We start from the raw sequence: 20,238 nt of genomic DNA on the forward strand, positions 1-20,238 counted from the left end.
CTTATTTTAATGTATTAACAGGTAATGTAATGATAAATTCTGTACCCTCGTTTAACTTGGACAAAACATCAATATATCCTTTATGTTTCTCAATAATACTAAAAACAATTGATAAACCTAGACCAGTTCCTTCGCCAACTTCTTTTGTTGTGAAAAAAGGTTCAAATATTTTATGTTTCACCTCATCAGTCATCCCACTTCCAGTATCTTTAATGCTAATAATGACGTTGTCATTCTCATAATGAGTGCTAATGGTAAGGAGTTCTTCCTCTCTGTTTATTCCATTTGATTTTATAGCCTGTATAGCATTGGATATCAAGTTCATAAACACCTGGTTAATTTTTCCTGGTAAACATTCTACTTTTGGTAGATTACCGAAATTCTTAACCACTTTAAGGTTATCAGGCATTGAGTTTTTAACCAAGACTAATGTGGAGAACAAGCCTTCATTTAGGTCTACTGGCTTCAGGTCATCCTCATCCAAACGGCTGAAATTTCTTAAACTCCTAATGATCTCCGCAGTTCTTTTCGCTCCATCAGTAATACCGGTTAGTAAAGAATCAATCTCATCATTAATAAATGCAAGGTCTATTTGCTTTTTAAAAGCCTCAATTTCTCCTAGTTGACTTTCAATATCCGGTGCTGAAAAATCAAGATTTTCATATTTATTAATGATCTCTTTTAGGTCAGCAATATCAAGCTGTAATGGCTTGATATTGGACGTTACAAAATTGATGGGATTATTAATTTCGTGAGCAATACCCGCAGTTAATTGTCCTAATGCAGCCATCTTCTCTGCATCTACCAGTTGAGATTGTGCCGCTTTAAGGTTGCTTAATGCACTATTTAGGTTAGAGTTAGTTTCCTGTAAGGCCTCAGTACGCTCATTTACTTTTTTCTCTAATTCTATGTTTTGTTGCAATATCAATTGCTCATTTTCTTTAGATATGAGTAGTGCGCGTTCTTGAGCAAGTTCGTTTTCCTTTTTAAAGAAATTAATACGATCTGCAAGAGCAAAGGAAAGAAGCATGACTTCTATTACTGATGTAAACTGTACGGCATACATCGTATAGGTATTGTAAGGTAGTATTTCATAATCTTTTAAAATAAAGATCAACATACCAAAAAACAAAAATGACCAGGAAGCGAGATAGTATCCTGCAGGCTTAAATTTCTTATGAAAGAATGACTGATAAGCTGTATAAGTTCCAATAATGGAACCTGCAAGGATTAAAATCTGCATAGCAATAAACGAAAATTGTTTAAAGCCAACCAGTAATAAAAGTGTGTTAAGAATAGATAGGGCCAATAAGATATTGATAATCTTATGGTTTTTTGGGGCATTTACCTTAGTACTAAGAAAAGATTGGGTAAACATAATAGAAGCCACCAACCCCAGATTAGCAAAGAGACAGACGGAAATATTATTAAGCCAGCCTTCATTTAGCAGAAAGTATTTGGTAAAATAACCTTGAAGTGCGGTTTGCGTGGCCCAGGTAAAGAAAATGCAGAATATATAGTTCAGATAACTACTGTCTTTAATACTAAAAAATAAAAACAGGTTATAGGTAAACATAATAATCATTACGCCTGTATACATTCCGAAAAATATATCCCTTTGAGCAAAAATATTATCAAAAGAATACTTTGGAGCAACAAAAACCGGAGCAATCACAATCTCATCTGAATACAATTTAAGGAAAATCTCCGGTTGTTGTTCTGCTACAGATCGTGGGAGTAAATGACTCTTTATGTTCCCAGGAAACTCGAGATCGGCAATAGTGGCATAAGGTTCACCTACAATTTTATAGATCACCATGCTGTCTTTCACAAAATAGATGTCAGAAGTTTTCATTCTGGCCTGATCTATCATAATGCTTGCATTGGAGAAAGAAGAGAGCTTAATCGGAGCTGCCTTTAACCATACTGGTTTACTAATCTCTGCAAAATTAATAAAGGGAGCATTTAAGGGTGTAAATTTATCTTGAGTCTTAATCACCCAATTAATAGATGCACTATCTGGAAACTCAGTTAAAATTAACGAATGCTGTGTGATATTAACTATTGAATCCTTTTCTTGATGAGGGATAGCCTTTACAAGAAAGGTGTAGCTCATGCAGAGAATAAGAAGGAACAGTTTTTTTAAAAAAACTTTTGTCATATAACAATGTCAATATGCATATCTATAAACCCGTCGTTTGTTTTGTTTGGCATGGTAACGATTTGTTTTGGCTCTTTTCTTAAGGCCATTACAAAATCGTGGGATTCCTGTGTTGCTGTAGGAAGTGTATCCAGCTCATCATTTAATACAACTGTGGCAGTTAAATCTTCTTTAGGATAATAGAATTTACCATTAATGCCAATCTCTTTAACTACTCTAAAACCACCTCTTACGGCATTGCGATAAGTTGCCGGTGCAGTTAAACCAAATAATGATTGTAAACCAATCAAGCTGGAAAGTGCTACCGTAATCTGGCTAAGTACCCAGCTACCAATTCCTAAACCTGCAATTTCCCAGGAATTCCAAACTCCACAGAGTTCACCGGTTCCATTGGCTACACGTTCAGCTACCATATTGTAAATCCTGTCATCCATGTCGCCAACAGCAGTTTCAACAGGAAGGGGAATTTTACCGTCTGCAATATGCACTCTGCTTCCAGCGAGTGCCTTACCATTTTCTTCTGCAGAAACTAATACTACATATACTCCTGGGTTAAGTACCCAGTCGATATTTGCAGAGGTAATTTTAGTAATACCAAATATTTCTAATACATGGGTATGCCCTTCAATGAATTTCATGCAGCCCTCACGGTTGTCTATGGCTCTAAAAGCTTTAAAATAAAGCTTATTGATTTGGGTTTTATGCTCTTCCAATTGATAAAATTTTATTAAAAGGTTTCCTAATTGTACGTTGTGGTGATGACTCTGCTTTAAATATTCTAAACATGAATACTTCTGCAATATTATCAGTTATTTTAAACAAATGTTTTAATTTTTGATGTAAATTGAAAATTTGTGTTCTACTTTCTTCAGGGAGATCATTTAATTGTCCAAAACTATTCTTGTAAAAGAATATTAAAGGAACATTAACGGGGTGAATTTGATAGCCTAATGCTGTAGCCGCAAGCCACAGTTTTTCTACTGCCATACCTCCTTTTAAATAATTTAAGGGGGTATGCTGCGGTAAAGTAATTAGACCAATAGCGGGGGATGATTGGAATTGCTTTAGGGCAAGGTATTTAAAGGCGTTTCCACCTTTTATTTTCTTAAGAAATTCAACAGCTCTTTCATCTTTCATTAGGCGAAGGCCAATCTGGTCCTGATTACTCAGGTCAAGGGTATTGATGCCAATGCCGTCTTCTGTCTCCTGGATCTGATCCTGGTTCCATCGCATCTCTTTCTTTATAAAATCTTCATGAGCTGCGGGAATAAACATCCGTAACAGGTCAGCCTGGCCAGATATATCTCCCAATTGTGTTTTATCTTCAGCACTCGTAATCCAATGCAGGTCGATTTCGTCAGAATCGATAAGTGCTTTGAAATGTTCCATTTCTGTCTGATTGATTTCCTGAGACACTCCGAATTTTCTGTTAGTATGTCTGTTATCAATTTGTGCAGCAAGTGTTTTTTCTAGTTCACTGGTTATGTGTTTGCCATTGAAATTAAAAACAGCAATATGATCAGGGAAAAGTTCTGGTGTTAATTTCCAGTTAACCTGTAGCTCATTTACAGAGGCCTCGAGTAATAAATTTTCTATAGCAGCACCTAAAGAAGCGTAAGAGGATAAGTAATCAGGATCTAAATACGCACCAGAAACATGTTTATTTAAAAATAAATGTAATGCCCCCTTGTCATAATGCCAATGCCATGGCTGATTGTTTCCTCCTGACGGCGCCTTACTTGCGGCTGCTATTAATTTATCAATCAGTTCAATTGGAATAGCTTCACCAATTTTCTCTGGGGCAATTTGGTGTTTTGAGAAAAAACTACTTATTTCTTCAATACTTAATTGTTTAACACGAACTGTTTCGGGTGTTTCTTTTTCGACTGGATGATCTGTTATTAATTCGTCAATATCTATAAAAAATCTTCCAGATAGTTTAAGATTTCCAAGGAGTATTTTTCTAGATAAGTCTGCTGTAATTCCACCCCCGTAAGTAACGGCACTAGCCAATTGTGGCCAAGTGGAGATGGTGCTCATAATTTCTACAGCAGAAGCTTTCATCCTTGGTGAAAGGGTTTCAATTCCTGTAACAGGAGCAATATAAGGAACCTTTTCATCCAATGTTTTTAACGATTTAAAAACGCTCATGTCTATATGCTCTACAAAGCCATGTAAAACCGGACGTTCTGGCTCGAGGTCAAATCTCTCGATATCAATAGTGCATCTGTCGCTGCCTTCCATTAAAACAGGAATACCTAAGGCCTTAGCTTTTTCTCTTGCCCCGATTTTAATATCAAAGCTATCGCATTCATCAATTAATAAATCGAGTGTGCCATTTTTAGTTAAGAAATCGTCTATATTATTATCCGTAATACCATCGTGGAAACATACCACGTTTAAAAAAGGATCTAATTCAGCAATTTCACGGGCAACAATTACTGTTTTTTGTAGTGTTATATTATGTATCCCAGTGCGTATACGATTTAAATTTGATAAATCAAGTTCATCAAAATCAGCAATCCGAAGTTCTCCGAAACCTCGCTCAATGGCCAATGTTAAAGAGACAGATTGTCCAACAGATAAACCTATTACACCAACCTTTTTGTTTGAAAGAGTTTTTTGCTCTTCTTCAGTAATTTTATGTTTATTCCTGTTTGTGCGGACAATAATAAATTCTTCTTCATCAAGAATGTGTACTAGTTTTTCTGACCATGGATAGTATACCCATACACCATAATTCTCCAGATTTGTAGAGCCACGGTGATTTTCGGCTGCTTTTTTTACCTCAGATGGGGGAATGCCAGGCTTTAAACATTTGATTAACTCTTCTATTTGAGATTCGATACTGTCGAACACTTGTAAGTAAGGCTTTTCAGTTAAAAGATTTTCAAGATTTAATTTTTCGGTATTGTTTTTGGTATTAAATAATACAGGCTTATATAGTTTATTTAATTGCTTCGTGGTATTAATCAGGGATTCAAAATTCAAATTGGAATACGCTTGAGACTGCATTTTTTTAATATATCTATACTATAAAAATAAAATAATTAAGTAAATTATTGAAAGAACTAAAAATAGGCTTTTAAGAGTAATAATAAAAAAGTATTTTTAACTTTTATTTCCAGACAAAATGAATGTAAATATCCTATATGTTGATGATGAACCTCATAATTTAAGTGCTTTTAAAGCTACTTATAGAAGGTTGTATAATGTTTTTACTGCTGAGTCAGCCGACGAGGGCAGGGTTATTTTAGATAAGGAAGAAATTCATGTCATTATTACCGACCAAAGAATGCCGAAAACAACAGGTGTCGAATTTTTAGCATCTATTTTAGATAAGCATCCGGATCCGATCAGAATGATTCTTACCGGGTATACTGATATTGATGCTGTTATCGATGCGATCAATAAAGGGCAAGTGTATAGATATATCCAAAAGCCCTGGATGGAAGCCGATTTGAAAATTAATATTGAGAAAGCATATGAAATTTATATGCTTAGAAAGGAAAATCGTGAACTTACAGCTAAATTATTAACAGCTAATCAACAACTTGAGTTTTTATTAAGGCAAAATCTTTTATCTTAGTTATCCTAAAGGGATAATTAAGATTTATGTATAAATGGGTTTTAATGATATGGGCGCTCTCGTGCTTTCCGTTTATCAAAGCGAAGTCGCAAAACACTTCAAATAAAGGAAAAGAATTTTGGATAGCGTATACAGGTCATATTGATGGTCTGCAATCCAAGATGTATTTATACGTCACCTCAGATGTTAATACAACAGTAGATGTAAAAATAGGTGGACTGAACATTGTCGGTTCACCGTTTACAATTAATGCGAATGCTATTCGAGCTATTCCTATAGACCCAAATATAGCTTATGTGGGGTCTTCCGATGTTATCGAAAGTGGAAAAGCAATTGAAGTTATTGCCTCCCACCCTGTAGTCGTTTACTCACATATTTTTAAAGCAGCAAGATCAGGCGCGACATTGGTTCTTCCTGCAAAAGCATTAGGTAGAGAATATTACACAACTAATTTTGTACAAAATAAGCTTTCTGGATCAGGCTATTCTGAATTTACGATCGTAGCTGTTGAGGACAATACGCTTGTTGAAATTACTCCAAAAGAAAAAGATATAGCTGGTAATCATCCAGCAGGGCAATCTTTTCAAAAGACATTGCAAAAAGGAGAGATTTATCAGTATATGTCGGACAGAGACCTTTCAGGGTCACATATTATTTCTATCGCAGGTACTAATGGAGTTTGCAAACCAATAGCTGTTTTTTCAGGCAGCTCATGGGTTGGTTTTTGTAAGGATAAGGCTCCCGGCTCGAGTGGCGATAATCTTTATCAGCAATTGTATCCGGTAACAGCATGGGGGAAGGAGTTTATCACTGCACCTTTTATCCGTAAACCTTATGATATTTTCAGGGTATATTTAGCAAAGATAATACTACCTTAACACTGAACGGAATAGCAGATCCAACTATCTATAATAAAGGAACATTTTACGAATTTACATCAACTGAAGCCAATAGCATTAAAGCTTCAGAACCAATAAGTGTGGTACAATATCAGGTTAGTCAGAATTGTGATCCCGACAATGACGGTTTCAGCAATACAGCAGCTCCGCATCCCGGAGATCCGGAAATGACCATATTGAATCCAGTAGAACAAACCTTATCTAAAATTACAGTTTATTCTGCAAGAAAAAATCAGACCGTCCCTGCTACTAACATCTCCCAGCATTATATTAATATAATTATTAAGGATGAATTTAAAGATTCATTTACAATTAATGGTGCTGCACCTCAAGGTATATTTAATTCTATAGTTGGCACAGGGTATTCGTATTTACAGGAAGATGTTACGGTCAGGTCTTTAACTAATCCAACGCATACATTAATGGCTGATGGGGGATTCTCAGCAATCGCTTATGGATATGGGCCGATAGAATCCTATGGCTACCTTGCTGGTGCTGATGCTAAGAATTTATATGAAAACTTACAAATATTTGATGCTAATACACAGTTGCAAAAGTCGGATGTGTGTGTCGGAGAAGCTACTGGTTTTACTGTGGTTTTACCTTTTCAACCGTTTCGATTAATCTGGACTGTAGACGGTAATGAGGAAGCTGCAATAGATAATCCGATTCATAATGGTACTGAGGTGATCAATGGCGTACAGGTATATAAATACAATTATGGCAGTAGTATACAATTTAATCAGGTTGGAACACATCAGATTAAAGCTACAGTATTTAATCCAAATGCTTCTGGATGCGATCCTAGACAGGAGATCGTTACAGATTTTGAAGTTTTTGCATTACCAAAGAGTGATTTTTTACCTAGTACATTACAGACCTGCGTGGGTACAGCTATTACATTTACAGATAAGAGCATATCAAATGGAAAAAATATAAGTAAATGGTATTGGAATTTTGATGACGGTAGTAATATTCCACCCAAAAGAAATGCCGAGCCATTTGATCATATTTATACAAGTCCAGGTGATTATTATGTAACCCTTATGGTGGAAACTGAATCGGGATGTTCATCTCCGGTAAGTGATCCAATAAAAATAACTGTTAATAAATTACCGGAAGCTAAGTTTAATTTTACTGTTCCTGGCTGCGAAACCATTCCAATTACTTTTACTGATGAATCAATTCCCAATGAGTGGATGATTATAAAATGGAACTGGGATTTTGGAGATGTAAATAGTGTAACTGGTAACCTTAATACTTCATCACTTCAGCATCCAATACATACTTTTTCTATGCCTGGAACTTACAGGGTGACTTTAACGGTAGAAACAGATAAAGGCTGTATCGCGGTTTTACCACAAGATGTCATTATTAATAAACTTCCGGTTATTCCTGATTTCAAAATACCTGATGCCTGTTCAAGTGATGCCGCCGTGAAATTTATCAACACTTCAGTTAATACGATAACAGGTTTACGATACATGTGGGAGTTCGGAGACCCTGGATCTGGCGCTCAGAACACATCATCAAATGAACATGGAGAACATCAATATACTTCGGCTGGTGATTATACGGTAAAATTCACCGTCATTACCCCAGCGGGTTGTTCCCTTACCACAACTAGACCATTTAGAGTAAACGGTAATACACCAGTTGCAGATTTCGATGTACTGGAACCTGATAATTTATGTAGTAACAGAGAGATTCTGGTAAAGGACAATTCTTCAATAGCGGGTTTTGATCGTATTACCCGATTGGAATGGTACATTGATGGGATGTTAGTAGCTGAGATTCAGAATCCTGTACTTAACGATACTTATCCATTAAATTATCCGGCTTTTTCTACTCCTTTATCACGACCTGTTCAAATAAAATTAGTCGCTTTTTCGGGGGCTGTAGATGGGCCATGTCAAAACCCAAAAGAGAAAAATATTACACTGCATGCTGTTCCGGTGTTGCAGTTTGATGCTTTGTCATCGGTCTGTCTTAATGCAGGAGAGATTCCGATCAAAGTGCCGGTAATTGGAGATGTTCAAGGTGAGGGAGTGTTTTCTGGTCCTGGTATAAGTACTTCCGGGTCATTTGATCCCCGAATTGCAGGGGTGGGTACCTGGAACCTCAGCTATACCTTTACTGGTTCCAATGGCTGCACGGATACTAAATCTCAATCAATAACTGTGAAGCCAATTCCAAAAGTTAACATTGAATCAGATGTTTATGCATTTGTGGATGGAACGGTGCAGGTGAAAGCAAGTACGACAGAATCTGGTTTGCAGTTTAAATGGTTTCCTTCAAAAGGGTTGAGCAGGGATGATATATTAAATCCTGTAATTACGGCTGATGAAGATAGGTTATATACCTTAACAGTTACCTCTCCTTTAAGTTGTGGGGAGACGTTCTATTTAAGACTGCATGCATTAAAAGATATTGTCTCTCCCAATGCATTTAGTCCGAATGGCGACAATGTAAATGACGTGTGGAAATTAAATTACTTAGAGTCATACCCCAACTCAACGGTATCGGTATTTAATAGGTACGGTGAAAAAGTTTTTTTTAGTCATGGATATTCAATACCTTTTGATGGCAATTACAAGGGGAAACCACTTCCGGTTGGGACTTATTACTATATAATCAGTCCTGGAAATGGAAAAAAATCTGTAACAGGCTCATTAACTTTGATTAGATAAAATGAAACGTTCTATATATATAATCATTTTACAGTTCGTTTTTAGTTTTTATTGTGTTGCGCAGCAGCGTCCACAATATACCCAGTATGTTTTCAATAACTTCCTGCTAAATCCTGCTATAAGTGGAATAGAGAACTATGCCGATGTGAAAATAGGTTATAGAAAACAATGGGCAGGAATTGAAAATGCTCCACAAACTTCATTTGTTACAGCACACTGGAACCTCGGGTCCGACTATCTATGGAAAAATGCTTTGTCTTTACCTGATAAGGGTGATGATCCGATGAGTAGGAATTATATGCAAAATTACACTTCTTCACCTGCACATCATGGAATGGGAGTTACTGCAGTATATGATGAGCTGGGTCCACTTTCAAGGTTAGATGCAAATTTAACTTATGCTTATCATTTAAAGCTTAACAATACTTTCAATTTATCGGTAGGTGTAGCGGCAGGGGTAAGCAGAGTTGCATTGGATGTCAACGCACTGACTTTTGAAGATCAGACACGTATCGATCCTTCTATATCAAATGGTATTGTCAGTCAGCTTAAACCTGATCTTGGTTTGGGTGTCTGGCTATACAGCGGTCGACTTTTTGCTGGCGCATCTGTTCAACAGATTTTACCACAAAAGTTATCATTTACAGGCGATCGGAATTATAATACCGGTAAAGATGTTGCCCATTTTTTTGTTACTGCAGGTTATAAATTGTTTGTTGATGATGAGATTTCGGTAACTCCATCTATTATGGTAAAACAAGTGAGTCCTGTACCTGCATCAATTGATGTGAATTTAAAGATGGCTATTAAAGACAGGTTTTGGATAGGAGGAAGTTATCGTAAAGATGATTCATTTTCAGCATTGGCAGGGATAAACATCAGTAAATTATTAAACCTTACTTATGCTTATGATTTTACCACATCTGGTTTAAATCAGGTAAGTAACGGTAGCCACGAAATTGTACTTGGCATCCAGTTAAACAATGTCTATGAAGTGTTTAGTACTACCAGAATGTGGTAAAACTGCTAAAGTTCTTTTCTTAAACGTGCAACAGGAATATTCATCTGTTCCCTGTATTTAGCTACTGTTCTTCTGGCAATATTGTAACCTCTGTCTTTCAGAATTTCAGTTAGTTTCTCGTCTGCTAAAGGCTTGCGTTTGTCCTCATTGCCAATACAGTCTTCCAGAATTTTCTTTACTTCTTTATTAGATACCTCTTCACCACTTTCAGTTTGAATGGCCTCAGAGAAGAATGATTTTAATAAGAAAGTACCAAATTCAGTTTGTACATATTTTGAGTTAGCTACCCTTGATACAGTAGAAATATCCATATCAATTTTATCGGCAATATCTTTCAAAATCATCGGACGCATTTTTCGCTCATCACCAGTAAGCAAATATTCATACTGGTATTGCATAATTGCATTCATTGTTTTTAACAAAGTTTGCTGTCTTTGTTTAATGGCATCGATAAACCATTTTGCAGAATCCAGTTTTTGTTTAACAAACTGTACTGCTTCTTTTAACTTTTTATCTTTCTGAGCAGCCTTATCATAATGGTCAAACATATCTATATACGATCGGCTAACGCGTAGCTCAGGAGCATTTTTAGAGTTCAGAGTAAGGATGAGAACTCCATCATTATTAGAAACATGGAAGTCAGGGATAATCTGTAATTGTTTGGTCGTAACCTGATTAGAATCACCGGGTTTTGGATTTAACCTTAATATTTCCGCAACAATTTCTTTTAAATCTTCACTGTTCAGGTTTAGTGATTTTTCAAGTTTATCGTAATGTTTTCTGGTAAATTCATCCAAATAATTCTCTACGATTAAAATCGCTTTTTGAATGATTGGATTATTAGGGTCTTTACGTTTTAATTGCAAAGTAAGACATTCCTGTAAGTCTCGGGCAGCAATACCCGGTGGATCGAAATTCTGAATTACTTTCAGCATTTCCAGCACATCTTCTTCTTCAACCATTACGTTTTGAGAGAATGCAAGATCATCGATCATTGAAGTGACAGGCCTTCTTAAATAACCATCATCATCTAAGCTTCCGATAATTTGTTTTCCAATAATAAAATCCTGATCAGACAAGGGAACAAGGTCAAGTTGTTCCTGTAAACTTTCAAAAAAAGTACTTTCAATAGCTATTGGGGTTTCCTTTTTTTCCTCATCGTCATCATTATTGTTATACGAGGTACTGTAATCATTTACATCATCATCCTGCAAATAATCATCTACATTAAATTCATCAGTGTTTTCTTCCTTTGCACTGGCATCAAAATCGTCTGGCGTATCATTCAGGTCATCGTACTCACTTTTAGGCTCCTCAGCAATCATTAAACTAGGATCCTCTAATGCCGGATTTTCTTCTAGCTCTTCTTTTATGCGGGTATCTAAAGCAACTGTTGGTACCTGCAACAGTTTTATAAACTGAATCTGTTGAGGTGATAATTTTTGAAGTAATTTTTGTTGTAAATGTTGTTTTAGCATAAAAAGGTGATGATGTATTTATGTACCCGCTTCAAAAATACACATTTAGTGCAGATAAAAGTAATTACGCAATGATAAATCCAATATATACACTGTCGCCGACAAGTTTTCCATCGGCTGATGCAAAACTCATGTAGCAATGCAGGGTATTCCCTTTGTAGTCTATCGGTATTTTTACACTATATTCTTTATCATATCGATCAGCAACATCGATAAATTGAAGGTTTTGTTCTTTTTCTTCGTTGTAAAGTAGAAAAGAGGCACGATCTGAAAATTGGCAACTTGGATGTTGTGCTTGTGCTGCCCAGGTAAATTGAATGAGGTTGTCGGTAAGAATTAGTTCAGTATCATCTGGTGTAGCAATGCGGCCTTTACTGTACATGATTTCGGGTAGATTCAGCGATATATGATCCTCCGTAAAGATAAATGCATGTGGGAAATTGAATTTATAGGCAGCATTCACTTCTGTTTTTGATGTTGCGTATTTTTTGAAACCAGGTTTTACCAATTGGTCTATGTTGCTTAAAAAACTGTTTAACAAACTGAATTTAGTTTGTTCATTTAATTGTTTTGCCGTTGGTGGTTTGTTGCTGGTTCTATATGTGGCAGTAACTACGTTTGTTTTGCGATGTACGCGATTTACAGATGGCCCAACTTTTTTGCGTATTGGCCCAACGATGCCTGATTTTATGACTCCCATGATTGCTGTAGTTTAAATTAATTACGACTTGTTAAAACTTCCGGTATAGGTACTGTCGGCAATAGAGGTTCTGTCGGCCGATGAGAAGGATATATAAGTTTCCATATATTGTCCTCTTAAGCTGGCAGGAATTTGCAATGATGCTTTACCTGATAAACGATCAGTACCAAAAAGTGTATAAAAAGCTTTCTTCTTTTTTGGGAAATAGGCGAGGACCATGACTTGATCCGTTGCCATTGGAAATGCCATTTTTTTATCGGTATCCCAGGTGAATTCTAATCCTGTTCCGGTTTCCACTACTTGTGGATTTTGTGCTGGTGTTAAATTCCCTTTACTTAATATCAGTAAGTCGTATTCTATCTCCAGATTTGGGTAAGAGCCGCTAAACATATTTGGTTTGTTGGCTGTTACCGCTAAATTAAATGGATTATACGCTGCATTGGGGCTTTCCACACTATAGCCGACATTTATGAAATCGTGTATATGCTGAAAAAAGTTGCTGCATAACTTTGTTCTTAATCTTGCGTCACGTTGTTTTTCTGTGTCCCGATCTTTGTATACACCTATGGTTCGAGATACGTTTTTTCCGTTTAATGTGTAGTAAAGTACATTGCCTAATCTTCCTCTGTGGAAGCCACCAGGACCATCATTTGCGATTGCCATAATAATTTAAAGGATTAGAGGTTAATATTAAATCTTTAAGATAAGCTGTAAAAGGCTGAAATACAATAGTGTTTTGTAATGATGACTATATGATGACAGTAAGATCACTATCTAAATACAGGGTTGAGCTACCCTTGAGCTACCCTTGGCATAGGGTTGAGCTACCCTAGGGGTATTTCAACTGTAGCGCAAGGGTAGTTTAAGGGTAGTGCAAGGGTAGCGCAACCCTGTAATCATCCTGTAGTTATCCTGTAATTAAGTAGTAATGATATCAAAAGAACCATAATGAAGGAGGGTTGACACACCAGAAATTTAAAATTGTGATTAATTTGAGTAAATATTCGTTGTTTCATCCGGCCTTCTTTCTTTTAGCTTTCAGGCTTGATTTGGATGATTGATCAGTCTTTACTAAAAATTGAAAGATATTTTGATGTGTTTCTTATTCTTACTACTTTGGGGAAATATTATGAGAAAAACGCTTTTCTTAGGCTTCTGCCTGTTGTTGTTGAAGTTTAATACTTTGGCACAAAGTTCCTTTGTTAAACCTGTAATTTTTGGAGTAAAAGCAGGAATTAATTCCTCCCTCTTTATTGCAGATGTTGGACCTTTTGATCCGAATAGCTCGTTTAATAATGCTTCTTTTCAACGATTTTTACGCTTCTCAGCATTTGCTGGATTAACAGTTGATTATATGGTTAAGGAGAGGTTGTCAGTAGGAGCCGAGCTTTTATATAATTCAAGGGGAATGGCCTATCGGCAACAGAATAATGGGGTTTTGATGATTGGTAATGGTGGGCAGGAGCAGGCATATAATTATTTTAAATATAAGATAGATTACCTGGAGCTTCCTTTGACTGCCAATTTTAATGTTCTCAATGTGGCCTCAGATAATTGGCTAACTGGTTATGTAGGGATTGCTCCAGCTGTTGCACTACACAAAAGTGTGAAATTAGACTACCCAGAAGTAAATGCGGGACCATGGAGTGGCGAATCTGATCAAAGTGGAGATCTTGAAAATGTAAGGTCTTTCAATACCAGTGTGTTAACTGGTATTCAGTTCGGAGGCGTCCCATCCCATATGGGGGTTTATATGGATCTTCGTGCAAGTTATACGTTATTGCCAGTCTTCAATGTAAAACAGGATGTCAATGCAGACAATTTGAATACAAGGATGTTTAGTTTTTCTGTGGGTATTGGAGTTAAATTTTAAGCGGTTAAACTTTTATTTTTAAAATATAAATATGATGATGAATAGGATGCAAATCAGTTGCTTTACATTAATGATATTTCTTTTTATTGGCACAGCGAGTGGACAGACGGATTATATTATTAACAACGATAATGTGAAAATTATGGGTGAAGTGAAAAGCTTAAACTTTAATAAAGTCAAATTTATTCCTGCTGGAGAAAAAAAAGTCCAGAAGTTTAATGCAAGACAAATTAAGGAAGCTTATAAAGCTGGTAAGCCAAAAGTTAGATCTATTGAGATGGCTATAGGCGAGCGACCTTTATTTTTAGATGTTTTGGAAGATGGTAAAATTAAACTTTACGAATATTTCAGAAGTGCTCCAGGCTATGCGGGGGGCGGGGTAGGTGGTTTTGGTGGAAGTGCTGGTAAGTTCAATTTTGATCTGGTACGATCGCTTATTGAGGAGTATAATAATTTGATAATAAGTGGAGTGAATAAAAAAATAGAAGTAAAATAAATATTAAAGATTTAAATACCTTAATTTTGGTATCATTTTTATAAATTAGAGTAGAATAAAAAACAACTATTATGGGATTTGTAAAAGAATTTAAAGAGTTCGCTGTTAAAGGCAGTGTAATGGATCTTGCTGTCGGTGTTATCATCGGTGGAGCATTCGGTAAAATTATTGACAGTGTGGTAAAGGATTTAATTATGCCTTTAATCTCTGCTGTTATCGGATCTGTAGATTTTAGTAACCTATATGTTGTACTGAAGGGTGAGGTAGGATCTAATCTTGCATTAGAAGAAGCTCGTAAAATACCTGATACTGTTATTTTTGCCTACGGTAACTTTATTACTGTTGCCATAAACTTCCTTTTACTAGCGCTTGCAGTGTTTATGCTGGTTAAAGGTATCAATGCTATGAAACGTAAGCAAGAAGCTGAGCCTGTTGCAGCACCAGCGCCAACAACAGAGGAAACTTTACTTACTGAGATCAGAGACCTTCTTAAAACAAAATAAATTCAATATAATTTATTGTATGCCCGAACAGTTTTATTTAACTGTTCGGGTTTTTTTATTGGAATATTTTACCGATGTAATGATGCTGTTTACCGATGATTACTTGCGATATAGACAGTACTTGTTTCTAGTTGTGTAAAGAAACCTAATTTTGAGTACGTGATAAATAAAAAAATACATTCAATTCATATAACAAATGGAAGAGGTAAGAAATAGTAATTCGAGCAGGATATACGGAGGGTTGATCATTATTGGAGTCGGAATGGTTTTTCTATTGAGAAATTTTGGATATTATGTTCCAGATTGGATATTTAGCTGGCATACTTTGCTCATCGTCATTGGGTTGTTGATTGGTTACAAACGTAATTTTAATGGGGGAGGATGGATAATTATGGTTTTGATTGGTGTATTTTTCACTGCCCGTGAAATCATTGACTTCGATATCTCTAAGTATTACTTCCCTTTAATATTTATTCTTCTTGGCTTGATGTTGCTATTGAAACCAAAAAAGTCGGATATGGATCGTGGTAGAAGATGTAAGGCCAGGTGGAAGAATAGGATGAGAAGGAAGTATGAAATGATGGGTGATTTAAATATCCCAGGTGATGATGCCAGTAACCCAATGGGAAATGATAAATACGCTGGTATAGATAAAAATGATATCGTAGAATCTGTAAGTGTTTTTGGAGGTAATCATAGACAGGTTTATTCAAAGAATTTTAAAGGGGGGGAAGTAGTTGCTGTTTTTGGAGGTTCTGATATTAATTTAACACAGGCTGATTTTGAGGGCGTGATTAGGATGGACGTTGTTGCAATTTTTGGAGGAGTAAAAATTGTTGTTCCGCCTGGATGGGAAGTAAGATCGGAAGTAACTGCAATTTTTGGTGGCCTTGATGACCGCAGGACCTTAGGGGTACCCGCTGTTGAGCCTCGTAAGATATTGATAATTGAAGGGGTAGCTATGTTTGGAGGGGTTGATATTAGAAACTTTTAAAACAAAAAAAAATGAAATGGTTTATCGTAAGATACGTTTATCAGATAGTTACTGGCAAAGGAAATCATGCCTCACAATTTGATGAACAGTTAAGGTTAACAATGGCAGGAAGCTCTGACGAAGCACTCACAAAGGCTGAGAAACAGGCAGATGAATTTCATCAGCCATTTAGGAATCACAATGGAGAAATGGTAAGATGGAATTTTATTTGTATTGCCGATCTTTATGAAATCCAGTCTCCAACAGATGGAGCTGAAGTAGCTTCAACATTGCATGAACCGAATGATGTGGATGCTTTTCTGGATCATATTAACCAACGTAAAAACTACTTACAGAAACTTTTACCATATTCTACACCCTCAATTAAATTGTTTTGACAACAAGACCTTTATCTGTTCCCAGAATTAAAAAGATAGCTTCTCTGATTTTTCTTGGATGGGTATTGATATTTATATGCATTTTTTATTCTACTCTAAATTTCAGTTTAACCATATCGGTTGCTGATAGTCTCATTACAAATGGTTTACTTGGACTTGCTTGCATTATTCTAAGTAATATGCTTGGCTTTTATCAGCCTAAAAATGAAACTATTGTTTTTGTATTGGCGCTTACTTTTTTTAAAGCCCTTGTGATTACTTTGGTAAGTAAGTTTCTGCTTGTTTTTTTGTTTAGTGAAGAAAAGACGTACATCAGTTTTGTTAACTTTTCTGTAATGGTGCGATTCCTGATCTTATTTGTATTTCTTGCATGGTGTGCATTAGCTAACATTTTATGGTATAGATTAGAAGAACAATCTGAAACACAGGAACGTTTGCTTGATGCTCAAAATCTGTCTAAAGAAGCTGAATTGAATAAATTGCGCCATCAGTTGCAACCACATTTTTTGTTTAACAGCTTAAATTCTGTTTATGCGCTGACTATTGTGAATCCTAAAGAGGCTGGAATAATGATTACCCGTCTGGCAGCATTTTTAAGGGGGACATTGAAAAGAGATGATGAGGTTTGGGTAAGTGTGGCGGAAGAAATGGAGTACATTCAGCTTTATCTTGATATTGAAAAAGTGCGGTTTAGCCATAGATTAAACATAGAGGTGGAAATAGCAGAAGAAACCTTAAATTTATGTTTGCCTGGAACATTTTTACAACCTATCGTTGAAAATGCTATAAAATTCGGCTTGTACAATACATCGGCTGCTATAACTATATCAATATTTGTAAAGCTGGAGCATAGTCATCTGATCGTTGTGGTGCGAAACCCCTTTGATCCTGAAATGAAAGTTAGTGAAGGAACGGGTTTTGGATTAACAGCCATCCGCAGGCGTTTATATCTTTTATTTGCAGATGAGCGTTTGCTGCAGACTAAAGTAATTAATGAAAATATGTTTGAAACCACGCTTAAAATACCTCAACAACATGATAAGAACAATATTAATTGACGATGAACCTTTAGCCCGGGATGTAGTAAAACATTACCTAATGGGTTTTCCTGATGTTGAGGTAGTTGCAGAATGTAATGATGGTTTTGAAGGGATAAAGGCTATTGCGACACATCAGCCAGATCTTATATTTTTAGATATACAAATGCCTAAAATCAGTGGGTTTGAAATGTTAGAGTTGGTGGATAAGCATCCTGCAGTAATATTTACTACAGCTTTTGATGAGTATGCAATTAAAGCTTTTGAGGTAAATGCGGTGGATTACCTTCTTAAGCCTATTGAGCAGAAGAGATTTGAACAGGCTATGCAGCGCTTACCAGCCAGATTGAATAATGTGGTGGCTGTTGAGCAGGAACTGCTGGATGTGGCAGCTTTAAGTCCGGCACAAAGTAATAGAGTGGTGCTGAAGAAAAATGGCGTCATTAAGATTATTGCAGTATCGGATATTCATTATCTGGAAGCAGACGATGATTATGTGAAGCTGAGTACTGCTGAGGGGGTTTTTCATAAAAATAAAACAATGAGTTTTTTTGAACGAACCCTTGAAAGTAATCAGTTTATCAGAATACACCGTTCATATATAATAAACCTGGCTCAGGTTAGTCGTATTGAATTAAAAGAAAAGGATAGTTACATTGTGCTATTAAAATCAGATATTTGGCTGCCGGTAAGTAAAACCGGGTATATAAAGTTGAAGGCCGCATTGGGAATGTAAGTTGGTTTTTAAGAAATTGAGAAGTATAACTAAAATGTATTTGCAATTAAATAAAAATCGAACTATATTTGCACCTCTTATTTAAAAATAAATAGTCAAGATATAATACAGTTATGAAAAGAACATTCCAACCTTCGCAAAGAAAGAGAAGAAACAAACACGGCTTCCGCGAAAGAATGGCTACAGCAAACGGTAGAAGAGTATTAGCTTCACGTCGCGCAAAAGGAAGAAAAAGATTAACGGTTTCAAGCGAAGGCCGCCACAAATCATAATTCGTTGATTGCAGCACTATAAGTGTTAGCAGATCAGTATTTTCTGCAAAATTGCAATCAAAAGGATGAAAACATTTAAGAAAGAAGAACGGTTATGTAACAGACGATATTTAGATCTGTTATTTGTTGACGGTTCTTCTTTTTTGTTATATCCGTATCGTGTATCTTATATATTTATACCTGCTGAGAATCCTATTCCTACACAGGTTGTAATTAATGTTTCGAAGAAAAGATACAAGCTTGCGGTAGATAGAAATCAGATCAAGCGCCGCATTCGCGAGGCTTACCGTTTACACAAAGAACAGGAATTATATATAAAGTTACCTGGAGGTCGTGAATTACTTTTGCTTTCTTTACAGTTTGTTGGTAAAAAGATTTATGACTACTCTTTTATGGAGAAGAAGTTGATCGATGCGCTGAGAAAACTGACTTCTATTATTGAAGCTAACGAAGCAAAGAAAGTAAATGGAGGCCATTAAAAAAGTTATCGGTTGGTTCTTTCTTTTGCTGATTAAGCTTTACCAATGGCTTATATCTCCATTATTAGGAGCAAACTGCAGATTTACACCTACTTGTTCACAATATGGAATTGAGGCTATAAAAAAACACGGACCATTTAAAGGTGGTTGGTTAACTTTGAAACGCATTGGCCGTTGTCACCCATGGGGAGATCATGGTCATGACCCGGTTCCTTAATTTATTTTTTTATTTTAAATTTAATATAATGGCTACCATACTTCAGCTTGAAACTGCTACACAGGTTTGTTCTGCAGCAATCTCTATAAATGGAGAAACTGTTGCTTTAAAAGAACAAATGGCCAGCAATATTCATGCGGGAAGCTTAACACTGTTTATTAAGGATGTGATGGACACTGCAGGTTTGAAGTTTACAGATCTGGATGCTATAGCTGTAAGTAAAGGCCCGGGTTCTTATACAGGCCTGCGTATAGGTGTGTCTACAGCAAAAGGATTATGTTTTGCTTTAGACCTTCCTTTGATTGGTGTCGATACTTTGCAGATGATGTCTGCCGGTTTTCTGGCTACTCAGGAAGGTTATGAAGGATCAATCTGTGCAATGATCGATGCACGTAGGATGGAGGTGTTTACAGCCTTGTTTGATACACAATTGAATTATATTGGCACTACTGAAGCAAAGATTATTGATGAGCATAGTTTTATCAATGAATTGAATGCTGGTAAAATTACTTTTATCGGTGATGGCGCGTTGAAATGTGCTGCGGTTATCCAAAATGCTAATGCATCGTTTTCTGAACTGAACTTTAATTCAGCAGCAAATATGAGTAAGCTGGCTTTTAAAGCTTATAACAATGCTGAGTTTGAGGATGTGGCTTATTTCGAGCCTTTTTATCTGAAAGATTTCGTGTTGACTACACCGAAAAAGAAAGTCTGAG

The 20,238-nt window shown here is 36.2% G+C and carries 20 protein-coding genes and 1 pseudogene; 15 read left to right on the forward strand and 6 right to left on the reverse strand.

Features of this window, described 5'->3' with window-relative positions:
• Position 1 precedes the first annotated feature (1 nt).
• Genes ABDJ41_RS12260 through ABDJ41_RS12270 form a run of 3 tightly spaced genes read right to left on the reverse strand, consistent with a single transcriptional unit; the run spans position 2 to position 5,176 of the window.
• Positions 2–2,116 carry a sensor histidine kinase gene (locus ABDJ41_RS12260; RefSeq protein ID WP_349786307.1) on the reverse strand — a complete coding sequence of 705 codons (2,115 nt, stop codon included), beginning with the start codon at positions 2,114–2,116 and terminating at the stop codon, positions 2–4.
• 41 nt (positions 2,117–2,157) lie between these two features.
• Entirely contained in the window at positions 2,158–2,874 is a 717-nt protein-coding gene (locus ABDJ41_RS12265) for a hypothetical protein (RefSeq protein ID WP_349786308.1), read from the reverse strand.
• Positions 2,861–5,176, reverse strand: a complete 2,316-nt coding sequence (locus ABDJ41_RS12270) for an Rv1355c family protein (protein WP_349786309.1) — start codon at positions 5,174–5,176, stop codon at positions 2,861–2,863. Before ABDJ41_RS12270 ends, ABDJ41_RS12265 begins: the two co-directional genes overlap by 14 nt.
• 118 nt (positions 5,177–5,294) lie before the next feature.
• On the opposite strand from ABDJ41_RS12270, the gene ABDJ41_RS12275 reads away from it, so the two are divergent.
• The 4 genes and pseudogenes from ABDJ41_RS12275 to ABDJ41_RS12290 all read left to right on the forward strand — a co-directional run bounded on the left by ABDJ41_RS12275 (position 5,295) and on the right by ABDJ41_RS12290 (position 10,360).
• On the forward strand, positions 5,295–5,750 hold the full coding sequence (locus ABDJ41_RS12275) for a response regulator (RefSeq protein WP_349786310.1): 456 nt from the start codon (positions 5,295–5,297) through the stop codon (positions 5,748–5,750).
• A gap of 161 nt (positions 5,751–5,911) precedes the next feature.
• Positions 5,912–7,047: pseudogene (locus ABDJ41_RS12280) on the forward strand (IgGFc-binding protein); the annotation flags it as partial.
• 24 nt (positions 7,048–7,071) lie between these two features.
• On the forward strand, positions 7,072–9,339 hold the full coding sequence (locus tag ABDJ41_RS12285) for a PKD domain-containing protein (RefSeq protein ID WP_349786381.1): 2,268 nt from the start codon (positions 7,072–7,074) through the stop codon (positions 9,337–9,339).
• Position 9,340: 1 nt separating this feature from the next.
• Entirely contained in the window at positions 9,341–10,360 is a 1,020-nt protein-coding gene (locus ABDJ41_RS12290; RefSeq protein ID WP_349786311.1) for a PorP/SprF family type IX secretion system membrane protein, read from the forward strand.
• Between the two features lie 5 nt (positions 10,361–10,365).
• Here ABDJ41_RS12290 and rpoN read toward each other — a convergent pair whose 3' ends face one another.
• From rpoN to ABDJ41_RS12305, 3 genes are all read right to left on the reverse strand, one after another.
• On the reverse strand, positions 10,366–11,838 hold the full coding sequence (rpoN, locus tag ABDJ41_RS12295; RefSeq protein WP_349786312.1) for an RNA polymerase factor sigma-54: 1,473 nt from the start codon (positions 11,836–11,838) through the stop codon (positions 10,366–10,368).
• A 64-nt stretch (positions 11,839–11,902) separates the two neighbouring features.
• Positions 11,903–12,538, reverse strand: a complete 636-nt coding sequence (locus tag ABDJ41_RS12300) for a DUF6266 family protein (RefSeq protein ID WP_349786313.1) — start codon at positions 12,536–12,538, stop codon at positions 11,903–11,905.
• Between the two features lie 21 nt (positions 12,539–12,559).
• Positions 12,560–13,201: a DUF6266 family protein gene (locus ABDJ41_RS12305; RefSeq protein ID WP_349786314.1), complete on the reverse strand. Its 642-nt coding sequence runs from the start codon at positions 13,199–13,201 to the stop codon at positions 12,560–12,562.
• Between the two features lie 466 nt (positions 13,202–13,667).
• On the opposite strand from ABDJ41_RS12305, the gene ABDJ41_RS12310 reads away from it, so the two are divergent.
• The 11 genes from ABDJ41_RS12310 to tsaB all read left to right on the forward strand — a co-directional run bounded on the left by ABDJ41_RS12310 (position 13,668) and on the right by tsaB (position 20,237).
• On the forward strand, positions 13,668–14,411 hold the full coding sequence (locus ABDJ41_RS12310; RefSeq protein WP_349786315.1) for a porin family protein: 744 nt from the start codon (positions 13,668–13,670) through the stop codon (positions 14,409–14,411).
• 31 nt (positions 14,412–14,442) lie between these two features.
• Positions 14,443–14,907 (forward strand): hypothetical protein, encoded by a 465-nt coding sequence (locus ABDJ41_RS12315; protein WP_349786316.1) that lies wholly within the window; start codon positions 14,443–14,445, stop codon positions 14,905–14,907.
• 71 nt (positions 14,908–14,978) lie between these two features.
• A complete protein-coding gene (mscL, locus tag ABDJ41_RS12320; RefSeq protein WP_349786317.1) occupies positions 14,979–15,410 on the forward strand; it encodes a large conductance mechanosensitive channel protein MscL in 432 nt (143 codons plus the stop codon).
• A 196-nt stretch (positions 15,411–15,606) separates the two neighbouring features.
• On the forward strand, positions 15,607–16,404 hold the full coding sequence (locus ABDJ41_RS12325) for a LiaF transmembrane domain-containing protein (protein WP_349786318.1): 798 nt from the start codon (positions 15,607–15,609) through the stop codon (positions 16,402–16,404).
• Between the two features lie 11 nt (positions 16,405–16,415).
• On the forward strand, positions 16,416–16,781 hold the full coding sequence (locus ABDJ41_RS12330; RefSeq protein ID WP_349786319.1) for a DUF4288 domain-containing protein: 366 nt from the start codon (positions 16,416–16,418) through the stop codon (positions 16,779–16,781).
• Positions 16,778–17,839, forward strand: coding sequence for a sensor histidine kinase (locus tag ABDJ41_RS12335; protein ID WP_349786320.1), 1,062 nt, complete (start codon positions 16,778–16,780; stop codon positions 17,837–17,839). Before ABDJ41_RS12330 ends, ABDJ41_RS12335 begins: the two co-directional genes overlap by 4 nt.
• Entirely contained in the window at positions 17,817–18,554 is a 738-nt protein-coding gene (locus tag ABDJ41_RS12340; protein WP_349786321.1) for a LytR/AlgR family response regulator transcription factor, read from the forward strand. The genes ABDJ41_RS12335 and ABDJ41_RS12340 overlap by 23 nt, the downstream gene beginning before the upstream one ends.
• A 113-nt stretch (positions 18,555–18,667) precedes the next feature.
• Positions 18,668–18,826, forward strand: a complete 159-nt coding sequence (gene rpmH, locus ABDJ41_RS12345) for a 50S ribosomal protein L34 (protein WP_316815381.1) — start codon at positions 18,668–18,670, stop codon at positions 18,824–18,826.
• Between the two features lie 65 nt (positions 18,827–18,891).
• The gene (locus ABDJ41_RS12350) at positions 18,892–19,305 is read left to right on the forward strand and encodes a ribonuclease P protein component (protein WP_349786322.1); all 414 of its coding nucleotides are present in this window, start codon (positions 18,892–18,894) and stop codon (positions 19,303–19,305) included.
• Entirely contained in the window at positions 19,292–19,522 is a 231-nt protein-coding gene (yidD, locus tag ABDJ41_RS12355; protein ID WP_349786323.1) for a membrane protein insertion efficiency factor YidD, read from the forward strand. The genes ABDJ41_RS12350 and yidD overlap by 14 nt, the downstream gene beginning before the upstream one ends.
• 28 nt (positions 19,523–19,550) lie before the next feature.
• On the forward strand, positions 19,551–20,237 hold the full coding sequence (gene tsaB / locus ABDJ41_RS12360; RefSeq protein ID WP_349786324.1) for a tRNA (adenosine(37)-N6)-threonylcarbamoyltransferase complex dimerization subunit type 1 TsaB: 687 nt from the start codon (positions 19,551–19,553) through the stop codon (positions 20,235–20,237).
• Position 20,238 lies beyond the last annotated feature (1 nt).

This window comes from Pedobacter sp. ASV1-7 (assembly GCF_040203335.1).
Classification (GTDB): domain Bacteria; phylum Bacteroidota; class Bacteroidia; order Sphingobacteriales; family Sphingobacteriaceae; genus Pedobacter.

What these genes read in the sequence shown, in the direction of transcription:
- ABDJ41_RS12260 (WP_349786307.1), bottom strand. Translation starts at nt 2,116, where the DNA reads ATGAGCTACACCTTTCTTGTAAAGGCTATCCCTCATCAAGAAAAGGAT.
- ABDJ41_RS12270 (WP_349786309.1), bottom strand. Translation starts at nt 5,176, where the DNA reads ATGCAGTCTCAAGCGTATTCCAATTTGAATTTTGAATCCCTGATTAAT.
- ABDJ41_RS12275 (WP_349786310.1), top strand. Translation starts at nt 5,295, where the DNA reads ATGAATGTAAATATCCTATATGTTGATGATGAACCTCATAATTTAAGT.
- ABDJ41_RS12285 (WP_349786381.1), top strand. Translation starts at nt 7,072, where the DNA reads ATGGCTGATGGGGGATTCTCAGCAATCGCTTATGGATATGGGCCGATA.
- ABDJ41_RS12290 (WP_349786311.1), top strand. Translation starts at nt 9,341, where the DNA reads ATGAAACGTTCTATATATATAATCATTTTACAGTTCGTTTTTAGTTTT.
- rpoN (WP_349786312.1), bottom strand. Translation starts at nt 11,838, where the DNA reads ATGCTAAAACAACATTTACAACAAAAATTACTTCAAAAATTATCACCT.
- ABDJ41_RS12300 (WP_349786313.1), bottom strand. Translation starts at nt 12,538, where the DNA reads ATGGGAGTCATAAAATCAGGCATCGTTGGGCCAATACGCAAAAAAGTT.
- ABDJ41_RS12305 (WP_349786314.1), bottom strand. Translation starts at nt 13,201, where the DNA reads ATGGCAATCGCAAATGATGGTCCTGGTGGCTTCCACAGAGGAAGATTA.
- ABDJ41_RS12310 (WP_349786315.1), top strand. Translation starts at nt 13,668, where the DNA reads ATGAGAAAAACGCTTTTCTTAGGCTTCTGCCTGTTGTTGTTGAAGTTT.
- ABDJ41_RS12315 (WP_349786316.1), top strand. Translation starts at nt 14,443, where the DNA reads ATGATGATGAATAGGATGCAAATCAGTTGCTTTACATTAATGATATTT.
- mscL (WP_349786317.1), top strand. Translation starts at nt 14,979, where the DNA reads ATGGGATTTGTAAAAGAATTTAAAGAGTTCGCTGTTAAAGGCAGTGTA.
- ABDJ41_RS12325 (WP_349786318.1), top strand. Translation starts at nt 15,607, where the DNA reads ATGGAAGAGGTAAGAAATAGTAATTCGAGCAGGATATACGGAGGGTTG.
- ABDJ41_RS12330 (WP_349786319.1), top strand. Translation starts at nt 16,416, where the DNA reads ATGAAATGGTTTATCGTAAGATACGTTTATCAGATAGTTACTGGCAAA.
- ABDJ41_RS12340 (WP_349786321.1), top strand. Translation starts at nt 17,817, where the DNA reads ATGATAAGAACAATATTAATTGACGATGAACCTTTAGCCCGGGATGTA.
- rpmH (WP_316815381.1), top strand. Translation starts at nt 18,668, where the DNA reads ATGAAAAGAACATTCCAACCTTCGCAAAGAAAGAGAAGAAACAAACAC.
- ABDJ41_RS12350 (WP_349786322.1), top strand. Translation starts at nt 18,892, where the DNA reads ATGAAAACATTTAAGAAAGAAGAACGGTTATGTAACAGACGATATTTA.
- yidD (WP_349786323.1), top strand. Translation starts at nt 19,292, where the DNA reads ATGGAGGCCATTAAAAAAGTTATCGGTTGGTTCTTTCTTTTGCTGATT.
- tsaB (WP_349786324.1), top strand. Translation starts at nt 19,551, where the DNA reads ATGGCTACCATACTTCAGCTTGAAACTGCTACACAGGTTTGTTCTGCA.